The sequence below is a fragment of the Streptomyces sp. KM273126 genome (assembly GCF_004337435.2).
Classification (GTDB): domain Bacteria; phylum Actinomycetota; class Actinomycetes; order Streptomycetales; family Streptomycetaceae; genus Streptomyces; species Streptomyces acidicola.
Genome location: NZ_SJXB02000001.1, coordinates 6,070,491 through 6,088,084, shown reverse-complemented (window position 1 = coordinate 6,088,084; position 17,594 = coordinate 6,070,491). Strand labels below are relative to the sequence as shown.

Sequence of the window (17,594 nt, the reverse complement as noted above, 5' to 3'; positions counted from 1 at the left end):
GAGCAGGAGAGCAACAGCGGCGCGCAGGGGGCTCGGAACGGCATGGTGCCGCCCCCTGCCCGCCGTAACGTGTTTCACCTGATCTCTAATTGCCCAGTTTGGGGTAGATATGATGCGTTTCGTGCCTACCTTGAGGCGACTACGGCGCCGTCGGCAACGCGGCGGCCGAAGGGACGCTGTCCGGCTGTCACCGGTGTTCCTCACCTTCCTCATCACCGCGCTGGCGTTCGCGACACCGAGGGAGATCGCCATCAGCCGCCTCCTGCCCGCCGCGCCCGCCCTGGCCGCCTCGATGTGGCCCGTGCTCCCCACGATCCTGCTGGGCACGGGCTGTCTGCTGGCCATGCTCGGCCTGAGCCTCGTCTACACCGACCTGGGGACGCCCTACACATCGGCTGCGATCGTCGCGGTCACCCTGGCGGCCGCGTACGCGAGCCATGTCCGGCTGCGACGGGAGGAGGCCCTCATCCAGATCCGGCTCGTCGCCGACACGGCCCAGAAGGTGCTGATGCGTCCCCTGCCGAGCCGCCTGGAGGACATCGAGATCGAGTCGCTGTATGTAGCGGCCCAGGCGCAGGCCCGGATCGGCGGCGACTTCTACGAGGCGGCCGCCACACCGTACGGGGTCCGGCTGCTCCTCGGCGACGTACGCGGCAAGGGCCTCTCCGCCGTGGGAGCGGCCTCGGCGCTGATCAGCTGCTTCAGAGAGGCCGCGCACGACGAGCCCGACCTGAGGGGCGTCATCCATCGTCTGGAGACCAGCATCATCCGCCACAGTGCCGCGTTCCCCGCCCAGGACCTGCCGGAGCGATTCGCCACCGCTCTTCTCGCCGAGATCCCGCGGGGAGGCGGCAACGTCAGACTGCTCAACTGCGGGCACCCCCCGCCACTGCTCGTGCGCCACGGGGAAATGCGCGTTCTGGAGCCCACCGCCCCCTCTCCGCCGCTCAACCTCGCGAAGCTCATCGGAGACCGCTACTGCATCGACACCCTGGCCTTCGCCCCGGGCGACCAGTTACTGCTCTACACCGACGGTGTCACGGAGACCCGGGACCGCAGCGGCGACTTCTTCCCGCTGCAGGACTGGATGCGCGGGCAAGGTCCGGCGTCGCCCCCGGGGCTGCTCAACCGACTTCACAGGGACCTGCTCCGTTTCAGCGGCGGACGGCTCGACGACGACATCGCCGCGCTCGCCGTACGACGCCCGGATGCCGTTCGACGCCCGGAGCACCGGGCGCTGGAGCACCCGGCGTAGCCGCGGACCGCTCAGGCGATCACCCCCGTTGCGGCACGACCGCCACGGGACAGGGGGCATGGTGCAACAGCGTGTGGGTCACCCGGCCGAGTTGGAGCCCGAAGTGGTCCTGTCTGCGCTGTGCTCCGACGATCACCAGGTCGGCTGCGTCCGCGCGGCGCAGGAGTACCTTGCGGGCCGGTCCTTCGACCGTGTCGGGGCGTACCCGGACACCCGGATGGTCCGCCACCGCGTCGTGCAACAGGGCGTCGAGCAGGGCGGACGCCCGCTCCCTGGGGTAGCGCGCCGGCTCGCCTGCCGACCGAGGGGGGTGGGTGGTCTGGTGCGCGGGGGAACGCCACGCACGTACGACGTCGAGGGGGCACCGGCGTGCCTCGGCCTCACGGAAGGCGAACCGCACGGCCTCACCGCTCGTGACGGGGTTCCCCGCGCCGAGCAGGATGCGTTCGTGGGTGCCGGCCAGTGCGGCCTGGTTGCCGCGGACCACGATCACCGGGCAGTGCGCACGGGCCGCCACCACCAGGCCGACCGATCCGAGGAGCATCCCCTTCAGCTCACCACGGCCACGTGAGCCCGTCACCACGGCGGAGGCATGGAGACCTTCGCGCAGCAGGGCGTCCACCGCCTCCTCGGGGACCACCTCGGCCGAGACCGTCACATCCCGGTTGCGCCGCCGGGCACGCTCCGTCGCGGACCGGACGATGTTCTCCGCCATCACCTGTTCGGACGGGCGCTCACGGTCGCCCGTCATCACGGCGCCTTCGTAGTGCGCCCACAACGAGGCGTAGACGAGCCGCAGGGGCAGACCGTGCCGGGCCGCCTCGTCCACGGCCCAGTCGACCGCCGTGAGGGCGGCAGCCGATCCGTCGACCCCCACGACCAGGGGAAGTTCCATCCTTCCCACCGCCTTTCGCTTCCCTCTCCGTCAGTCCTGCGGGCGGGTCACGGCTGGATGTCGAGTACCTGCGACACCGGGCGGCGCGGTGCGCCGGGGCCCTGGGGGCCGTATCCCAGGCGGATGATCATCTGCGTGTAGCCCGTACCGGACACCGGGTCGCGCAGGGGCCAGCGCAGGTCGGTCCACTCGAGGGGCTGGGTGGCGAAGGAGCTGGACAGACCCTCGACCGTGGCCAGCAGGAGGACGCGTTCCAGGGCCTGGCCGGCGCGCAGCCAGTCCTCCGGGCGGTCGTAGAGCGTGCTGACGAGGGCCAGCTGAGGAGTCCGCTCGAAATCGGCGGAGTCGCGGCCCGCCACCTGCCGAGGACCGGCGAAGTCGCGCACCGGGGCCTTGCCGCCACGCTTGCGTGGCCCGAAGGCGTAGTCCGGGACTCCGTCGTCGGTCGTGTGAGCCGACGGGGTGCCGGCCCGGGTCCACTGGGCCAGGTCCTGGTCACTGCCGCGGTCGGTGATGTTGCGCGCCTCGGCCTGACGGACCAGTTCCAGGACTTCCTGCAGATGCCATGACGTGGGGAACGTCAGCATCGCTCCCTCAAGGCGAGCGGCATCGGCGAGCGCTCTGCGGACGGCTTCGGGGATCTCCGTCTCCTCGAACGGGAAGCGGCTGCTGTGCCGCCGGTGGATCGCCGGATACAGCGCGCCGAGGTCGCTCTCGCGGCTCCCGGAGGCGGTCAGTCGCACGCCGGCGAGCAGCGCCCGGTCGCTGAGGTCGGGCAGCAGCCGGGTTTCCGGGCACCAGCCCTCGTGGACCACGGCGACCCTCAGGTTCAACAGGGCGGCGCCGCAGCCGAGATGAAGGCCGCGGGTGTCGGGGTCGGAGTGCGGCATGACACGCTCGAAATCGGCGCGCACTTCGATGGTGCGACTGCGCCGCAGGTAGCGGAAGCGCCAAGGCTGCGCGTTGTGCATCGACGGGGCGGCGGCCGCGTCGTGCACCAGGGCCGTCACGCGTTCGTCGGACGGTGCTTGCCGGTTCACCGGAACCTCCCTCACGGGTCGGCGGCCGGGACGGGACCGCTCTCCGATTGGTCTTGGGATACGCGACGGGAGGGCCGGGGCCCTCGGCCGCTCACTCGTCGGCCGGAGTGATGCGGCGGCCCGTCAGGTGCATGGGCCGGATCGGCACCCGCATCTCGCGTTCGCCGCCCGGGGGTTCGCAGTGGGCGCGCTCGGCCACCGAGCGGGGTCCGGCTCCGCGACGACCGGGTGCAGCAGCGCCTGCCCTGGCCGCACGGCAGACCGGCGCCGCCGCCGCTCGGCCGCCGCGCGCCGGCGGATGTCGCCGGGGCTGGCGGCTCCGCCGACGGGGGCCTGCCGGGGACGCCTTCCGCCTCATCCGTGCCCGGCCGCCGGGACGGCTCCTGAGCTCGCATGATCGCCGCCCCTTCCTCACAATGGTGCTGTATCCAACGTGCCACGCCCGGCACACCGCCGCACGGGACGAACACCCCCCACGTACCGCCCCGAGTCGACCGGCCGTCACGTCCCGTGAGGGAGAGGCGACATGCACCACCGAACCGTCGCGGAACTCATGACCCGAGACGTGGTCCGGGCACGGCGGGAACCTGACCTTCAAGGAGATCGTCAAGCTCCTCACGGACCACGACGTCACCGCCGTACCCGTCGTCGACGAACTGGACCGCCCCCTGGGCGTGGTGTCCGAGGTCGACCTGCTGCGCAAGTCGGCCGACCAGGCCGACCCCTCCGGCCTGGCCCCGATCCCGCACCTTCAGGCGTGGGAACGGGCCAAGGCCGAGGGCGCCCGCGCCGAGGAACTGATGTCCGCGCCCGCGGTGTGCGCCCGCCCCGACTGGACCGTGGTCGAGGCCGCCCGTCTGATGGAGGTCCAGAAGGTGAAACGGCTGCCAGTGGTCGACGAGGCGGACCGGCTCCTGGGCATCGTCAGCCGCTCCGACCTGCTGCGGGTCTTCCTGCGCCGCGACGACGCCATCCACGACGAGATCACCCAGGACGTACTGCGGCGCACCATGGGACTCGACCCCGCACAGCTGACGGTCCAGGTACGGGACGGCCGGGTCGACCTCCACGGCTCCGTCGAGTTCAGAAGCCTGATCCCCATCATCGAACAGCTCTGCAGGAGCGTCGACGGCGTCGTCTCCGTCACCGGGCACCTCACCTACCCGACCGACGACACCCACCACTCCCCCACCGGCACCTGAGGCGCGAGAGCGGCACGGCGGCGCGGCGGAGGCTCATGTTGCCCAGGAGTCCCTCAGGCGCGACCGTGGAGGTGAGGTAGCGAGGGAGTGAGTATCGTGCGAGCGCTCGTCTACCACGGCCCCGAACAGAGCTCCTGGGACACCGCCACGGACCCCGCGATCGAGGAGGCGACCGACGCGATCGTGCGCGTCGACGCCACCACCGTCTGCGGAAGCGATCTGCACATCCTGCGGGGAGACCTCCCCGACGTGAAGCCGGGGACGATCCTCGGTCACGAGGCCGTGGGCGAGGTCATGGAGGTCGGCGGCGGCATCCACGACCTGCGCCCCGGGGACCAGGTGATCGTGTCCTCCGTCTCGGCCTGCGGTCACTGTCAGCCGTGCCGTGACGGCATGTACGGGCAGTGCCGCGGCGGCGGCGGGTGGATCCTGGGGAGCCTGATCAACGGCACCCAGGCCGAGTTCGTACGGGTGCCGTTCGCCGACCACTCCACCCACCGACGGCCCTTCGACCTCCCGCTCGACGACGCGGTCCTGCTCTCCGAGGTCCTTCCCACCGCCTACGAGGTCGGAGTGCGCAACGGACATGTGGGCCCGGGAGACACCGTCGTCGTGGTGGGCGCGGGTCCCGTCGGTCTCGCCGCGGTCGTCATCGCGCGGCTCTACTCACCCCGCCGGATCGTCGTGACGGACCTGTCCGCCGCGCGGCTGGAAGCCGCCGCCCGTGTGGGTACCGATGCCGCCGAGCTGCCCGGACGGATGATCGCCGAGTTGTCCGAGGGCCCGGGTGCCGACGTGGTCATCGAGGCCACGGGGGAACCGGAGGGCTTCGTACTGTGCACGCGTGCCGTCCGCGCGGGAGGGCACATCGCCAACATCGGCACGCACGGCAAGCCGGCCACGCTGCATCTCGAGTCGCTGTGGCGCAAGAACGTGACGATCAGTACCGGCCAGGTGGACACGTCCTCCACACCGTGGCTGCTGGAGCTGGTGGGGTTCGGGCGCCTGCCCGTCTCCCGGCTCGTGAGCCACACCTTCGGCCTCAACAGGATGGAGGACGCCTACGAGGCGTTCGCCCATGGCACCACGACCGGCGCCCTCAAGGTCGTACTGCACCGCGAGTGAGAGGCCCTGGCCGGCAGGGAGTCGCTCATGCCGGGACCGTGATGACGGGACAGCGGGCGTGGTGCAGTACTCCCTGACTCACCGAGCCCAGCAGCATGCCCGTGAATCCTCCGTGCCCCCGGGTTCCCACGACCAGGCCCAGGGCGCGTTCCGAGGCTTCGGTCAGGGCCTTCACCGGGTGGCCGCGGACGACTTCGTGGTGCAGTTCCACATCCGGGTGCGTCGCGCTGCGGCCCGCGACCGTCTCGGACAGCACACGGCGGCACTCCAGCACCGCGGCGTCCTCGTCCAGGGCACCGAGGCGCGGCGGATGCCACACGTACAGGGCCCGCAGGAGCGCCCCGCGCAGGGCCGCCTCCTCGAACGCCACGTCCACCGCCGCGGCCGAATGCGGGCTGCCGTCGACGCCGACCACGAAGTACGCGGGCTGCTGGGTGTTGGGCTCCGGCTCCGGCTCCGGTACGGCCACGACCGGGCAGGGGGCGTGGGCGGTGAGCGGGAGCGCCACGGAGGCGGAGGTGAACATTCCGTGCCGTCTGGTCAGGTGCCAGGAGCCCACCACGACCAGGGCGGCGCGTCGCGCCTCCTCGTGCAGGACCCACGCCGGCTCTCCCTCCGCCAGCAGAGTCGACACCTCCACCGCCGGCCACCGGGACTCGACGAACGCGACCGCCTCCTTGAGTACCTGGTCACCGACTCCGTGCAGCGCCCGGTTCCACTCCTCCCAGGACGGTCGCGCCTCCCCCGACCGGTATCCGCCGGTCGGCGTGCCCTGGGCGTGGACCAGCCGCAGCGGCAGGCGACGTCGATCCGCTTCGTCGGCGGCCCAGGCGAGCGCCAGTCGCTTGGCGGTGTCGGGGTCGACGCCCACCACGATCGGCCGACGCCCGTCTGCACCTGTCATGGCCGCCTCCAGGAGAGAGTTCCCCGCTCCGCCGTCCGTCCGTTCGCTGCCCTTCCACCCTCGCCCCTGTTGTCGAGCGCCGCCTTGCCACGGCCTCGCGGGCACCTGTCGGGGCTCCGGGCCTGGCCACGGTCACCGACGACCGCGCCGCCCGGGGGCGGTGCTCATCAGCCATGTCACCATGCGGCTGACGTCCGAGGGCGAGACGATGCCGACGAGCATGCCGCGATCCACGACCAGGACCCGGTGTTCGGCGCCCGGCTCCATGCGCGGCATCAGGTCCGCCACCGGGCTCTCCGGCCCCACCACGATGACCTTGGACAACGGCACCATCACCGCCCTCACCGACAGGGCCTGGGCCTCGGTCTGCGACACCCGTCTGGCGCTGTCCAGGGTCACCAGCCCGACCGGGGCCCCGTCGTCGGTCACGGGGAACGCCGAGTGCCGGTAGCGGTAGCGCACTCCGGTGAGGAACTCCGCGATCGTGGTGTCCTCGGGAACCGTGAGAGGTTCCGGCGTCATGACGTCCCGCACCGGAACCCCGGCAAGCACGCCCCGCAGCTGGGCCTGCCGTCCCTCGGTGGTCGCGGCCGCGATGAGGAACCAGCCGATCAGTGCCAGCCAGAAGCCGCCGAACGTGCCGGTCCTCAGGAACAGGACCAGCCCGAACACCACGAGCAGCCACCCGAAGACCCGCCCCGCCATGGTCGCGTTGGCTGTCGCCCGCAGCCGGTCTCCCGTGCGCCACCACAGGAACGCGCGCAACAGCCTGCCGCCGTCGAGCGGGGCGGCGGGCACCGCGTTGAAGACCGCGAGCAGCACATTGATGACGGCCAGCCACGCCACCATCTCCACCACGATCCCGGACGCGGACACCAGGGTGAGCAGCCAGGCGCCGAGTGCGAAGAACCCGCCCAGGAGAAGGCTGACGAGCGGGCCGACGCCGGCGATCCTCAGTTCCGCGCCGGGGCTGGACGCCTCGGTCTTGAGCCGGGCCGCCCCGCCCAGCAGCCACAGCACGATGTCGTCCACCTCGACCCCGTTGCGCCGGGCCACGACGGCGTGCGCCAGCTCATGCGCGAGGAGGGAGGCGAAGAAGACCACGGCGGTGCACAGGCCGGCCGCCCAGTACACCGCCCAGGCACGCCCTGGATACGCGTGGGGAAGGCGGCCCTGCGACAGGCCGAACGCGATGATGCCGAAGATGAACAGGACGCTCCAGTGCACGCCGACCCGGACCCCCGCGATCCGTCCCAGAACGAACGTCGCCCGCACAGCTTTCTCCCTGCCCGGACCCACGGGCCATGGAGAGGATGACGCCTTCGGCCTCTCGCCCCGCGGATCCTCCTGACTTCCAGTACACCCTCGTGGCCACGGCTTCGCGCGCCGGAGGCCTGGCACGCCGGACAGGTCGGTTCCTAGACTGTGAGACGTGGTCCGGCCCAACGAGGAGGTCGAGGCACTCCTTCAGGAGTACGCGGACCTCATCGCCATCACTGGAGGCGACGCGTTCAAGGCGCGCGCCTACGAGAAGGCCGCCCGCGCGATCGGCGGTCATCCCGCCGATGTCTCCCGCCTCGACGTCGCGGGTCTGAGGGAGATCCCGGGCGTGGGCAGGTCGATCGCCGAGAAGGTCGTCGAGTACTTCCGCACCGGCCGTGTCACGGTGGTCGAGGAGACGCGGGCCAGGATTCCCGCGGGGGTAAGGCAGCTCATCACCATCCCCACTCTCGGCCCCCGGAAGGCGATGACCGTCTACGAGGATCTGCACATCTCCTCGGTGGGCGAGCTCGCCGACGCCATCAGGGCGGAGAAGCTGCGCGACCTGAAGGGCTTCGGGGAGAAGACCGAGGCGAACATCCTGCACGGCATCGCCCTCATGCAGCAGGCAGGAGGGCGGATCCCGCTGAGCACGGCCATGGAGTCCGCCGAGGAGATCGTCGCCGAGCTCTCCCGGATCACGGGCTGTGAAGACTGCGCCTACGCCGGTTCGCTGCGCCGTATGAGGGAGACCATCGGCGACATCGACATCCTCGTCGCCGCTGGCCGGTCGGCCCCCTTCATGGACGCGCTCACCGAACTGCCCTCCACCTCCGAGGTCATCGCCCACGGCGAGAAGAAGACCTCGATCCGTACCGTCAAGGGCGTCCAGGTCGACCTGCGCGTGGTGCGACCGGACTCGTGGGGCGCCGGGATGCAGTACTTCACCGGCTCGAAGGCACACAACATCCGTACCCGCACGATCGCCGTCCACCTGGGGCTGAAGCTCTCCGAGTACGGCCTGTTCGAGACCGAGGGCGGAGAGCGGGTCGCCTCCCGGTCAGAGGACGAGGTGTACTCCCGACTCGGCCTGCCGTGGATCCCGCCCACACTGCGCGAGGACCGGGGGGAGATCGAAGCAGGCCTGCGGGGCGAACTGCCCGAGGTGGTGACCGAGAGCGACATCAGAGGTGACCTGCACACCCACACCGACCTCACCGACGGCCTCGCCCCGCTGGAGGAGATGGTGGCAGCGGCCGCCGAGCGGGGTTACGCGTACTACGCGGTCACCGACCACGCACCGAACCTGTACATGCAGCGCATGACCGACGAGAAGATCCTCGCCCAGCGCGAGCTCGTGCGCTCACTGGACGGCAAACACCACCGGATGCGACTGCTGCACGGCACCGAGCTCAACATCGACCCGGACGGGGCGGTGGACTGGCCCGACGAGTTCCTCCAGGGCTTCGACATCTGCGTGGCCTCGGTGCACTCCCACTTCAACGTCGATCGCGAGGCGATGACCCGGCGGATCGTGCGTGCCTGCGAGAACCCCCACATCAACGTCATCGGCCACCCCACGACCCGTCTGATCGGCAAACGACCGGGCGTCGAAGCCGATCTCGACGAGGTGTTCGCGGCCTGCGCCCGCACCGGCACGGCCCTGGAGATCAACGCCCAGCCCGACCGCCTCGACCTGGGCGACGAGGACATCCTCCGCGCCCGGAGTCACGGGGCGAAGTTCGCCGTCAGCACCGACGCCCACTCCCTCCTCCACCTCGCGTACCTCCGCTACGGGATCGGCATGGCCCAACGCGGATGGCTCACTCCGGAAGACGTGATCAACACATGGCCGCTGGGTCGACTGCGCCGGTTCCTGCGCAAGGGGAAGCGCCCCGAGTGAGACATTCTCCATTACTGTTGAATGTCCCGGTTTGATACTGAAAGGATAAATTTCAACTCATGCAGGCGCGGCTGGCGTTGCTCAGCGCGGTGCGTCCCGGTCTTCCGGAAAGCGAAATCTTCCGGTTGGGGCTGCTCCACGCCACGGCGGAGTTGTGCGCTCTGGGGGGCATGGTCCACCTCTGCGGCCCCACCTCCGCGCTGTGCCTGGCGTCCACGGTCGGCCTGCCTCCGGCCCTTCCACGCTCCTGGGAGGTCATCGACCAGGAGAGTCAGGTGGCCCCCGCGCGTGCCCTGCGCCGGGGCAGCGCCGTATGGCTGCCGCCGCCCCCTGCCGAACCGGCCGCAGCGACACAGGCGGCAGAGGCTGCAGATACGGCAGAAACCGCAGACATGGCAGATGCGCCATGGCCCGGCATGCGCACGGGCCTGGCCGTCCTGCCGGTGTCCGCCGGGGGCCGCATCATGGGCACGCTCACCGTGCTGACGGGCGACCGGGGCGAGCCCACCCCGGAAGAGTGGGACTTCCTCCGGTCCGTCGTCGCCTGGACCGAGGAGCGCATGGTCCAGGCGCCGAAGGTGACCGCACCCGCGGCGTCGGAACCAGACGGTGAGCGGCCACAGCAGACCGCCGTGCAGGACCTCATGGTCGGATGGTGGGACTGGAACCTCCAGACCGACGAGCTGATCTGGGACGCGCTGGTCATGGAGTTCTACGGCACCAAACCGGCCGACTACATTGGCAGAATCCAGGACTGGATCCAGATCCTCCACCCCGACGACCTGGCACCGACGCTGCGGGAGGCGCAGCGCGCGATCCGCGAGCACTCGATATACGAGGCCACGTATCGGGTACGGCACCTTGACGGCACGTACGTCTGGTCGCGGGCCCGCGGCAAGCCGACGTACGACGATCAGGGTGCCCCCCTCCGGATGGCCGGCGTCCGGTGGGAGAGCAGCGAGTCGCCTTCCGCCCGCGACGCGCTCAGCCGGGCCCTTCGCCATATGAGCGACGGCTTCCTGGCGGTGGACGCCGAGTGGCACATCATCTTCGCCAACCTGGAAGCGGAACGCCTGCTGGGACACTCCCAGGAGGAACTGTTCGGGCGTGTGCTGTGGGACCTGCCCGCCGCGCAGCGGATCCCGGGCCTGGAGCGCCGCTGCCGGAGAGCCGCCGCCGAGGAGATACCCGCCAGCTTCGATGTGGACATGCCGGACACCGGGCGTCGTTACCAGCTACGGCTGGTCCCGGGCCCCGTCGGCCGGGCGATCTACCTGGCGGACGTCACAGAGAAACGGCGTATGCAGGAGGAGCGCGAGGCGGCCGAGCGCGCCGCGTCCGAGCGGGCGGCCCAGATCGCGGAGCTGACCGCGGCCCTCGCCAAGGCGACGACCACACAGGACGTGGTGGACGCGGTCGCACAGCGGGTGCTGCCGCCGTTCGACGCCGTCGGACTCGTGGTGCAGGCCATCGAAGGGAACCAACTCCTCGCTATCGGGGCCGTCGGCTACGCGGACGACTTCCTCGACCTCTTGAACAGCCGCTCCACAGCGGCCACGCTGCCGGGCTGGAGTGTGATCGCGTCCGGAGCACCGGTGTTCCTCTCCTCGACCCAGGAGTACGCCGCGTACGCGCCCGACCACGCCGACCTCCCCGGAATCGCCCACAAGCAGGCCTGGGCGTTCATGCCACTGACGGTGTCCGACCACACATTCGGGGTGTGCGTCGTGTCCTGGGAACGTCCGCGTCGGCTCACCACCGACGAGCGCTCGCTGCTGACCACGATCAGCGCCCTCGTCGCACAGGCCCTGGAGCGGGCCCGGCTCTACGACGCCGAGCACACCCGGTCCCGCGAACTCCAGCGCAGCCTGCTCCCCACCGGCCTCCCCGACCTGCCCGCATGCTCCGCCGCCGCCCGCTACCTCCCCGCCGGGCAGGGCATGGACGTGGGCGGCGACTGGTACGACGTCATCCCGCTCTCCAGCGGCCAGGTCGCCCTCGTCGTCGGCGACGTCATGGGCCACGGCCTGCCCGAGGCCGCCACCATGGGCCGCCTGCGCACCGCCGTCCACACCCTGGCCGACCTCGAACTGCCGCCCGACGAAATCATGGGGCACCTCAACGACATCGTCGGCGGCATGAGCGAGGACTCGTACGTCACCTGCCTGTACGCGCTCTACGACTCCACCACCCAGAACTGCTCCATCGCCCGCGCCGGACACCCTCCCCCGGCCCTGGTGCACCCCGACGGCACCGTGCACTTCCCCGAGCCGGCCGCGGATCCACCGCTCGGCGCGGCGAAGCCGCCGTTCGAGACGGTCGAGCTGACGGTGCCCGACGGAAGTCTGCTCGTGCTCTACACCGACGGCCTCGTCGAGTCGTCGAAACGGGAGGTCGACGAGGGGATGTCGGGCCTTGCTCGACTCCTGCGCACCGCCCACGACGAGGGCATCGACGCGGACCTGGAAACCCTGTGCGACACCCTGACGGCCGGACTGCTCTCCGGCGAGCACCAGGCGGCCGACGACGCGGCGCTCCTCGTCGCCCGCCTCCACGCCCTGACCGAGGACAGGATGGCCTCCTGGCCGCTGCCCGAGGACCCGAAGGCGGCCGGCCTGGCCCGCCGCCACGTCCGCGAGCAGCTCTCCGTCTGGGGCCTGGACGAACTGACCCCCACCACAGAACTCCTGGCCAGCGAAATGGTCGGCAACGTCGTACGCCACGCCAAGGGCCCGATGCGCCTACGTCTGCTGCACGACACCAGGCTGATCTGCGAGGTCTTCGACGGCAGCCTCACGATGCCCCGCATCCGCCACGCGACGGAGACCGACGAGGGAGGCCGCGGGCTGCAGTTGATCACGGCGCTCTCCCAGCGTTGGGGTGCCCGGTACACGCCGAACGGAAAGTGCATCTGGACCGAACAGACACTGCTCGGCCCGGACGGCCGCCTGGACCGGCCGTCCGATACGCAGGACCTGCTGTTCCTGAACCCCGAGGGCTTCGCGGGAGATCTGGACGCACTGTCCTTCGAGAGCCAGGAGCAGTAGAGCGAGCTCAACGCCGCACAGCCGTGGGCCCGGACGACACCGCGAGCACCCGGGGCAAGTAGTGGAATTTTCAACTGCCCCGTAGGGTTGTACGCCGCGAAGGAGGTCACGAGTGGACACGACGTACTACGACCACGGGACGGCCGCGGAGCGCTGGGAGCGGGCGCGGTTGTTCTTCGAGGCCAAGGACTACGCCGCGGCGGCGCGGACCCTCGGCGCGCTGGTCGAGGAGGTGCCGGAGCAGACCGGCCCGCGGCTGCTGCTGGCGCGCGCGTACTACCACTCGGCCCAGCTGCGCCGCGCGGAGGCCGAGTTGCGCGTGATCGTCGAGCGCGATCCGGTGGAGCACTACGCCCGGCTGATGCTGGGGCGCACGCTGGAGCGGCAGGGGCGGCACGAGGAGGCGGAGTCGCACCTGCGGATCGCCTCCGCCCTCGCCGGCGACTTCGAGGAGCTCTGAGGACGGACCTGACAGGCCGAGAACGGACCTGACGGGCCGATAGCGGAGTTGACGAAACCTGGACGGCGGGCTCACCCCTGAGGGGAGCCCGCCGTCGCGCATGCGCACATCGCCCTACTGCGCGTACGTCCGCCTGCCCCGCCGGTACGCGATCTCGCCGAGCACGATGTCCACCACGATGAAGGCCGCGAGCGGGATACCCAGGAGCGGGACGAAGTAGCCGAGGACGGCGACGGCCGCCATCGCGGGGACCAGGATCTGTGGGGGCACCTGCTGCCAGGCGCCGCGCGGGATGGGGCGGCCGAAGGCCGAGTCGCGGCCGCGCTGCCACCACATGCGGTAGCCCCAGAGGATGAGGAGGATCAGCGAGAGCGCCAGGGCCATCAGGACGAGCTGGTTGACCAGGCCGAACAGGACGCCGGTGTGGGCGTCGATGCCCCAGCGGCTGAGCTTGGCGAGCACGGGGAAGTCCGCGAACCGGACGGTGTCCGTGACCTCGTTGGTCGCCGGGTCCACGGCCACCGCGTCCTGCTTCGTCGGCCAGCTGCGCTGGATCTGCTGCACGACGTACCCGGAGGACGCGTCGGCGGGCGGCACGATCTCGACCGGGTCGCCGAGGCCCTCGGCGCGCGCGGCGGCGAGGATCTTGTCGAGATCGCCCTCGGCCGCCTTGCCGGACGAGGCGCCGCCGCCTCCGTGGGCCGCGTGGTCGCCCAGGGTCGCCGATATCGCCGGGGTCGCCTGCCCCAGCGAGGTGCGCAGGGTTTCGACGTTGGCCCCGGCGTACGTGGACCAGGTCAGGCCCGTCGCGGAGAGGAAGAAGAGCCCGGCGGCCGCCCAGGCGCCGACGGTGCCGTGCAGGCCGAGGGTGCGGCGCCGGCCGCTGGTGCCGCGCAACTTGCGCTGCGTCCGTCGGCGGCCGAACCACAGCGCGAGCCCGCCGCCCGCGATCACCCACAGCCAGCTGGCCGCGAGTTCGCTGTAGAGACGGCCGTTCTCCCCGAGGCGCAGATCGCGGTGGAACTCGTCGATCCACGTCCGCAGGGGCAGTGCGCCCGTCGATCCGTACTGTTCGAGAGCCCCGCGCACCTCGGCGGTGTACGGGTCGACGAACACCGCGAGTGTGTGGGTGTCGTCGACACCGGGGACGCCGGACAGCAGCACCCGGGTCGTGGCGTCGTCCTCCGGCGACACCCGTACGGCGGAGATCGTGCCGTCGGGGTGGGCCTTGCGGGCGGCGGCCACCTGCTCGGAGACCGGCAGCTTGCGATCACCGACGGGGACGGTCAGCTCGTCCGCGTACACGATCTTCTCGGCCTGGAACGAGGCCGCGTACAGGAAGCCGGTCAGAGCGGCGACCAGCAGGAACGGGGCGACGAGGAGACCGGCGTAGAAGTGCAGCCGCAGCACGAGCGGTCTGAGCGTGACGGCCGGGCGGGGTCTCGGGGCGGTGACGGGTTCCTGGGACTCGCCCGTCTCGGTCGAGGGAGCAGTGGACATCGGCGGGCTACTCCGGGGAGGAAGGGGACGGCGTTGTGGTCCAGTAGTCGGGGCGAGGGGGTGCCGAGTTCCCGGACGTGCGAGTGGCATGGATCACATCGAGGCGAGGACTCCCGCCGTGCGCTCTGTACGCGGTGCCTGTACCGCCGTGTGGCCTGTACCGGAGTGTGGCCCGTACCGCAGTGTGGTCTGTACCTCTTCCGGCCGATCCGCCCCGCATCGAGCGACGCGTCTTGGCATGCTGGCGCGATGGCATCAGAGAGCGACCGTCCGACCTCCCGCCGGATCCGTGACCGGGTCGAGGAACTCCTCTCCCACGAGGGCCCGTTGCCGATCGTCGCCGCGGGCGACCCGGTGCTGCGGCGGCCCGCCGAACCCTTCGACGGCCAGCTGGACCCGGCGCTCCTGGTCCGCTTCATCGTCGCCCTGCGCGCGACCATGCATGCCGCGCCCGGTGTCGGGCTCGCCGCGCCGCAGGTCGGGGTGGGACTGCGGATCGCCGTCATCGAGGACCCGGCGCCAGTGCCCGAGGAGGTGCGGCTCGCTCGCCGCCGGGTGCCGCAGCCCTTCCGTGTGCTGGTCAACCCGGAGTACGAGGCCGTGGGCACCGAGCGCGCCGCGTTCTTCGAGGGCTGTCTGAGCGTGCCGGGCTGGCAGGCCGTGGTGGCCCGGCACGCCCGTGTACGGCTCACCGGCCTGGACGAACACGGCCGTGCGGTGGACGAGGAGTTCTCCGGCTGGCCCGCCCGCATCGTCCAGCACGAGACGGACCACCTGGACGGCACGCTCTACCTCGACCGCGCCGAACTGCGCTCCCTGTCCTCGAACCAGGCCATGGCCGACCTCTGGAACGAGCCGGTACCGCACCGGGCGGCGGAATCCCTCGGTTTCCCGCTGCCCGGCTGACGGTCGGCGACTGGTCGGTGCGAGCGGGCCGTCCTCGTCACCGGATCGGCTCAGGAGTCCCGGAACGCCTCCAGCAGCCGCAGCCAGACCTCGCTGATCGTCGGGTACGACGGGACCGCGTGCCAGAGGCGGCTGACCGGGACCCGTCCGGCGACCGCGATCGACGCCGAGTGGATCAGTTCGCCGACGCCGGGGCCGACGAAGGTGACACCGCGCAGGATGTCCTCGTCCAGGTCGACGACCATGCGGGCGCGGCCACGGTAGCCGTCGGCGTAGAGGCCGGCTCCTGCGGCCGAGGCGATGTCGACGTCCACGGCGCGGACACGGTGGCCTGCCTGCTCGGCCTCGGCGAGCGAGAGGCCCACGGCCGCGGCCTCCGGGTCGGTGAACACCACCTGGGGTACGGCGGCGTGGTCCGCGGTGGCGGCGTGGGCGCCCCAGGGGTCGGTCTCCAGGAGCGGTACACCGGCCGCGCGGGCGGCGATGGCGGCGCCCGCGATTCGGGCCTGGTACTTGCCCTGGTGGGTGAGGAGCGCACGGTGGTTGACGTCGCCGACCGCGTACAGCCATTCGCTTCCCGTGACGCGGAGGCTGTCGTCGACCGCCAGCCAGGAGCCCGGCTCCATGCCGACCGTGTCGAGGCCGATGTCCTCCGTGCGCGGAGCGCGCCCGGTGGCGAAGAGGATCTCGTCGGCCTCGAAACGGTCCCCGGCGTCGGTGCGCACCACGACGGTTCCGTTCTCGCGGGTGACCGACTCCGCCGACGTACCGGTGCGCACCTCGACACCGGCCTCCGTCAGCGCCTCGGCGACCAGTTCCCCCGCGAAGGGCTCCATGCGGGGCAGCAGGCCCTTGCCGCGGACGAGGACGGTGACCCGGGAGCCGAGGGCCTGCCAGGCCGTGGCCATCTCCACGGCCACGACGCCGCCGCCGATCACGACCAGACGGCCGGGTACGGCCTGCGCGCTGGTGGCCTCACGGCTCGTCCACGGCCGTACCCGGTCCAGCCCCGGCAGGCCGGGCAGGAGGGCGCGGCTGCCGGTGCACACGGCGACGGCGTGCCGGGCGGTCAGCACCTGGCGCGTGCCGTCCGGGCCGTCGACGACGACCCGGCGGGGGCCGTCGAGGCGTCCGTGGCCCCGGTGGAGATCGGCGCCGATGCTCTCCAGCCACCGGACCTGGCCGTCGTCCTTCCAGTGCGAGGTCTCGTAGTCGCGGTGGGCCAGTACCTCGGCCGCGTCGAGGGGGCCCTGCACCAGGTGCCGCAGGCCGGGTACGCGGCGGGCGTCGGCGCGCGCGATGACCGGGCGCAGCAGGGCCTTGCTGGGCATGCACGCCCAGTACGAGCACTCGCCGCCGACGAGTTCGTTCTCGACGACCGCGGTGGAGAGGCCGGCCGCGCGGGTGCGGTCGGCGACGTTCTCGCCCACCGGCCCGGCGCCGAGCACCACGACGTCGTATGTGAGAGGTGCAGAGTCTTCTGCGGATTGCGTGTCCGTCATGGGGTCAGTCTGGTTGGTGGTGTGCGCGGAGGCCACACGGGTACGCGCGCGGAATACGCCACCGCAGGACGGCGTTACCGACAGCGGCTTGCCCCAGAGCCCCGATTTCCAGGAGAGGGATACACGCGATGAGCAGCACCGTGGAGCTCACCAAGGAGAACTTCGACCAGACGGTCACGGACAACGACTTCGTCCTGATCGACTTCTGGGCGTCCTGGTGCGGGCCGTGCCGTCAGTTCGCGCCGGTCTACGAGAAGGCGGCGGAGGAGAACCCGGATCTGGTGTTCGGGAAGGTGGACACCGAGGCGCAGCCGGAGCTGGCCCAGGCCTTCGGCATCCAGTCGATCCCGACGCTGATGATCGTCCGTGACCGGGTCGCCGTGTTCGCGCAGCCGGGCGCCCTGCCCGAGGCCGCCCTGACGGACGTCATCGGCCAGGCCCGGAAACTGGACATGGACGAGGTCCGCAAGTCGGTCGCCGAGCAGCAGGCCAAGGCCGAGGGCGACGGCCAGGTGCGGTAGGTCCCGGCGGCCATGTGGGCCAGTAGTCCCCGGCCGCCGGGTGGTCCCCCGAAGGGGGCCCAAGAAGGGATCCC

Annotated in this window: 13 protein-coding genes and 1 pseudogene; 8 read left to right on the top strand and 6 right to left on the bottom strand. The window is 71.3% G+C overall.

Annotated features, from left to right (window positions below; all coding sequences use genetic code 11):
• Nucleotides 1–112 precede the first annotated feature (112 nt).
• Nucleotides 113–1,255: a PP2C family protein-serine/threonine phosphatase gene (locus tag E0500_RS26005; RefSeq protein WP_258572933.1), complete on the top strand. Its 1,143-nt coding sequence runs from the start codon at nucleotides 113–115 to the stop codon at nucleotides 1,253–1,255.
• Between the two features lie 19 nt (nucleotides 1,256–1,274).
• Here E0500_RS26005 and E0500_RS26000 read toward each other — a convergent pair whose 3' ends face one another.
• Complete coding sequence (locus E0500_RS26000) at nucleotides 1,275–2,150, bottom strand: universal stress protein (protein WP_131568768.1); 876 nt, start codon at nucleotides 2,148–2,150, stop codon at nucleotides 1,275–1,277.
• A gap of 47 nt (nucleotides 2,151–2,197) precedes the next feature.
• Nucleotides 2,198–3,190, bottom strand: a complete 993-nt coding sequence (locus tag E0500_RS25995) for an Acg family FMN-binding oxidoreductase (RefSeq protein ID WP_399119877.1) — start codon at nucleotides 3,188–3,190, stop codon at nucleotides 2,198–2,200.
• A gap of 526 nt (nucleotides 3,191–3,716) precedes the next feature.
• On the opposite strand from E0500_RS25995, the pseudogene E0500_RS25990 reads away from it, so the two are divergent.
• Both E0500_RS25990 and E0500_RS25985 read left to right on the top strand, forming a co-directional pair.
• Nucleotides 3,717–4,392, top strand: a pseudogene (locus E0500_RS25990) (CBS domain-containing protein).
• Between the two features lie 96 nt (nucleotides 4,393–4,488).
• On the top strand, nucleotides 4,489–5,517 hold the full coding sequence (locus tag E0500_RS25985) for an alcohol dehydrogenase catalytic domain-containing protein (RefSeq protein ID WP_131568780.1): 1,029 nt from the start codon (nucleotides 4,489–4,491) through the stop codon (nucleotides 5,515–5,517).
• A 25-nt stretch (nucleotides 5,518–5,542) separates the two neighbouring features.
• Here the strand turns inward: E0500_RS25985 and E0500_RS25980 are convergent, their stop codons facing one another.
• A complete protein-coding gene (locus tag E0500_RS25980) occupies nucleotides 5,543–6,421 on the bottom strand; it encodes a universal stress protein (protein ID WP_131568770.1) in 879 nt (292 codons plus the stop codon).
• A gap of 132 nt (nucleotides 6,422–6,553) precedes the next feature.
• The gene (locus tag E0500_RS25975) at nucleotides 6,554–7,696 is read right to left on the bottom strand and encodes a site-2 protease family protein (protein WP_131568772.1); all 1,143 of its coding nucleotides are present in this window, start codon (nucleotides 7,694–7,696) and stop codon (nucleotides 6,554–6,556) included.
• Between the two features lie 157 nt (nucleotides 7,697–7,853).
• Here E0500_RS25975 and polX point away from each other — a divergent pair, with 157 nt between their 5' ends.
• The 3 genes from polX to E0500_RS25960 all read left to right on the top strand — a co-directional run bounded on the left by polX (nucleotide 7,854) and on the right by E0500_RS25960 (nucleotide 13,091).
• Nucleotides 7,854–9,584 (top strand): DNA polymerase/3'-5' exonuclease PolX, encoded by a 1,731-nt coding sequence (polX, locus tag E0500_RS25970; RefSeq protein ID WP_131568774.1) that lies wholly within the window; start codon nucleotides 7,854–7,856, stop codon nucleotides 9,582–9,584.
• Between the two features lie 59 nt (nucleotides 9,585–9,643).
• Nucleotides 9,644–12,631 carry a SpoIIE family protein phosphatase gene (locus E0500_RS25965; protein WP_181587135.1) on the top strand — a complete coding sequence of 996 codons (2,988 nt, stop codon included), beginning with the start codon at nucleotides 9,644–9,646 and terminating at the stop codon, nucleotides 12,629–12,631.
• Between the two features lie 112 nt (nucleotides 12,632–12,743).
• On the top strand, nucleotides 12,744–13,091 hold the full coding sequence (locus E0500_RS25960; protein WP_131560399.1) for a tetratricopeptide repeat protein: 348 nt from the start codon (nucleotides 12,744–12,746) through the stop codon (nucleotides 13,089–13,091).
• A gap of 114 nt (nucleotides 13,092–13,205) precedes the next feature.
• Here E0500_RS25960 and E0500_RS25955 read toward each other — a convergent pair whose 3' ends face one another.
• Nucleotides 13,206–14,591 (bottom strand): PepSY domain-containing protein, encoded by a 1,386-nt coding sequence (locus tag E0500_RS25955; protein ID WP_131560397.1) that lies wholly within the window; start codon nucleotides 14,589–14,591, stop codon nucleotides 13,206–13,208.
• 249 nt (nucleotides 14,592–14,840) lie between these two features.
• Between E0500_RS25955 and E0500_RS25950 the strand changes: the two genes are divergently transcribed.
• Nucleotides 14,841–15,497 (top strand): peptide deformylase, encoded by a 657-nt coding sequence (locus E0500_RS25950; protein ID WP_131560395.1) that lies wholly within the window; start codon nucleotides 14,841–14,843, stop codon nucleotides 15,495–15,497.
• 50 nt (nucleotides 15,498–15,547) lie between these two features.
• On the opposite strand, the gene E0500_RS25945 is transcribed toward E0500_RS25950, so the two are convergent.
• Complete coding sequence (locus E0500_RS25945; protein WP_131560393.1) at nucleotides 15,548–16,999, bottom strand: NAD(P)/FAD-dependent oxidoreductase; 1,452 nt, start codon at nucleotides 16,997–16,999, stop codon at nucleotides 15,548–15,550.
• Nucleotides 17,000–17,127: 128 nt separating this feature from the next.
• On the opposite strand from E0500_RS25945, the gene trxA reads away from it, so the two are divergent.
• On the top strand, nucleotides 17,128–17,520 hold the full coding sequence (gene trxA / locus E0500_RS25940) for a thioredoxin (RefSeq protein ID WP_131560391.1): 393 nt from the start codon (nucleotides 17,128–17,130) through the stop codon (nucleotides 17,518–17,520).
• Nucleotides 17,521–17,594: the final 74 nt, after the last annotated feature.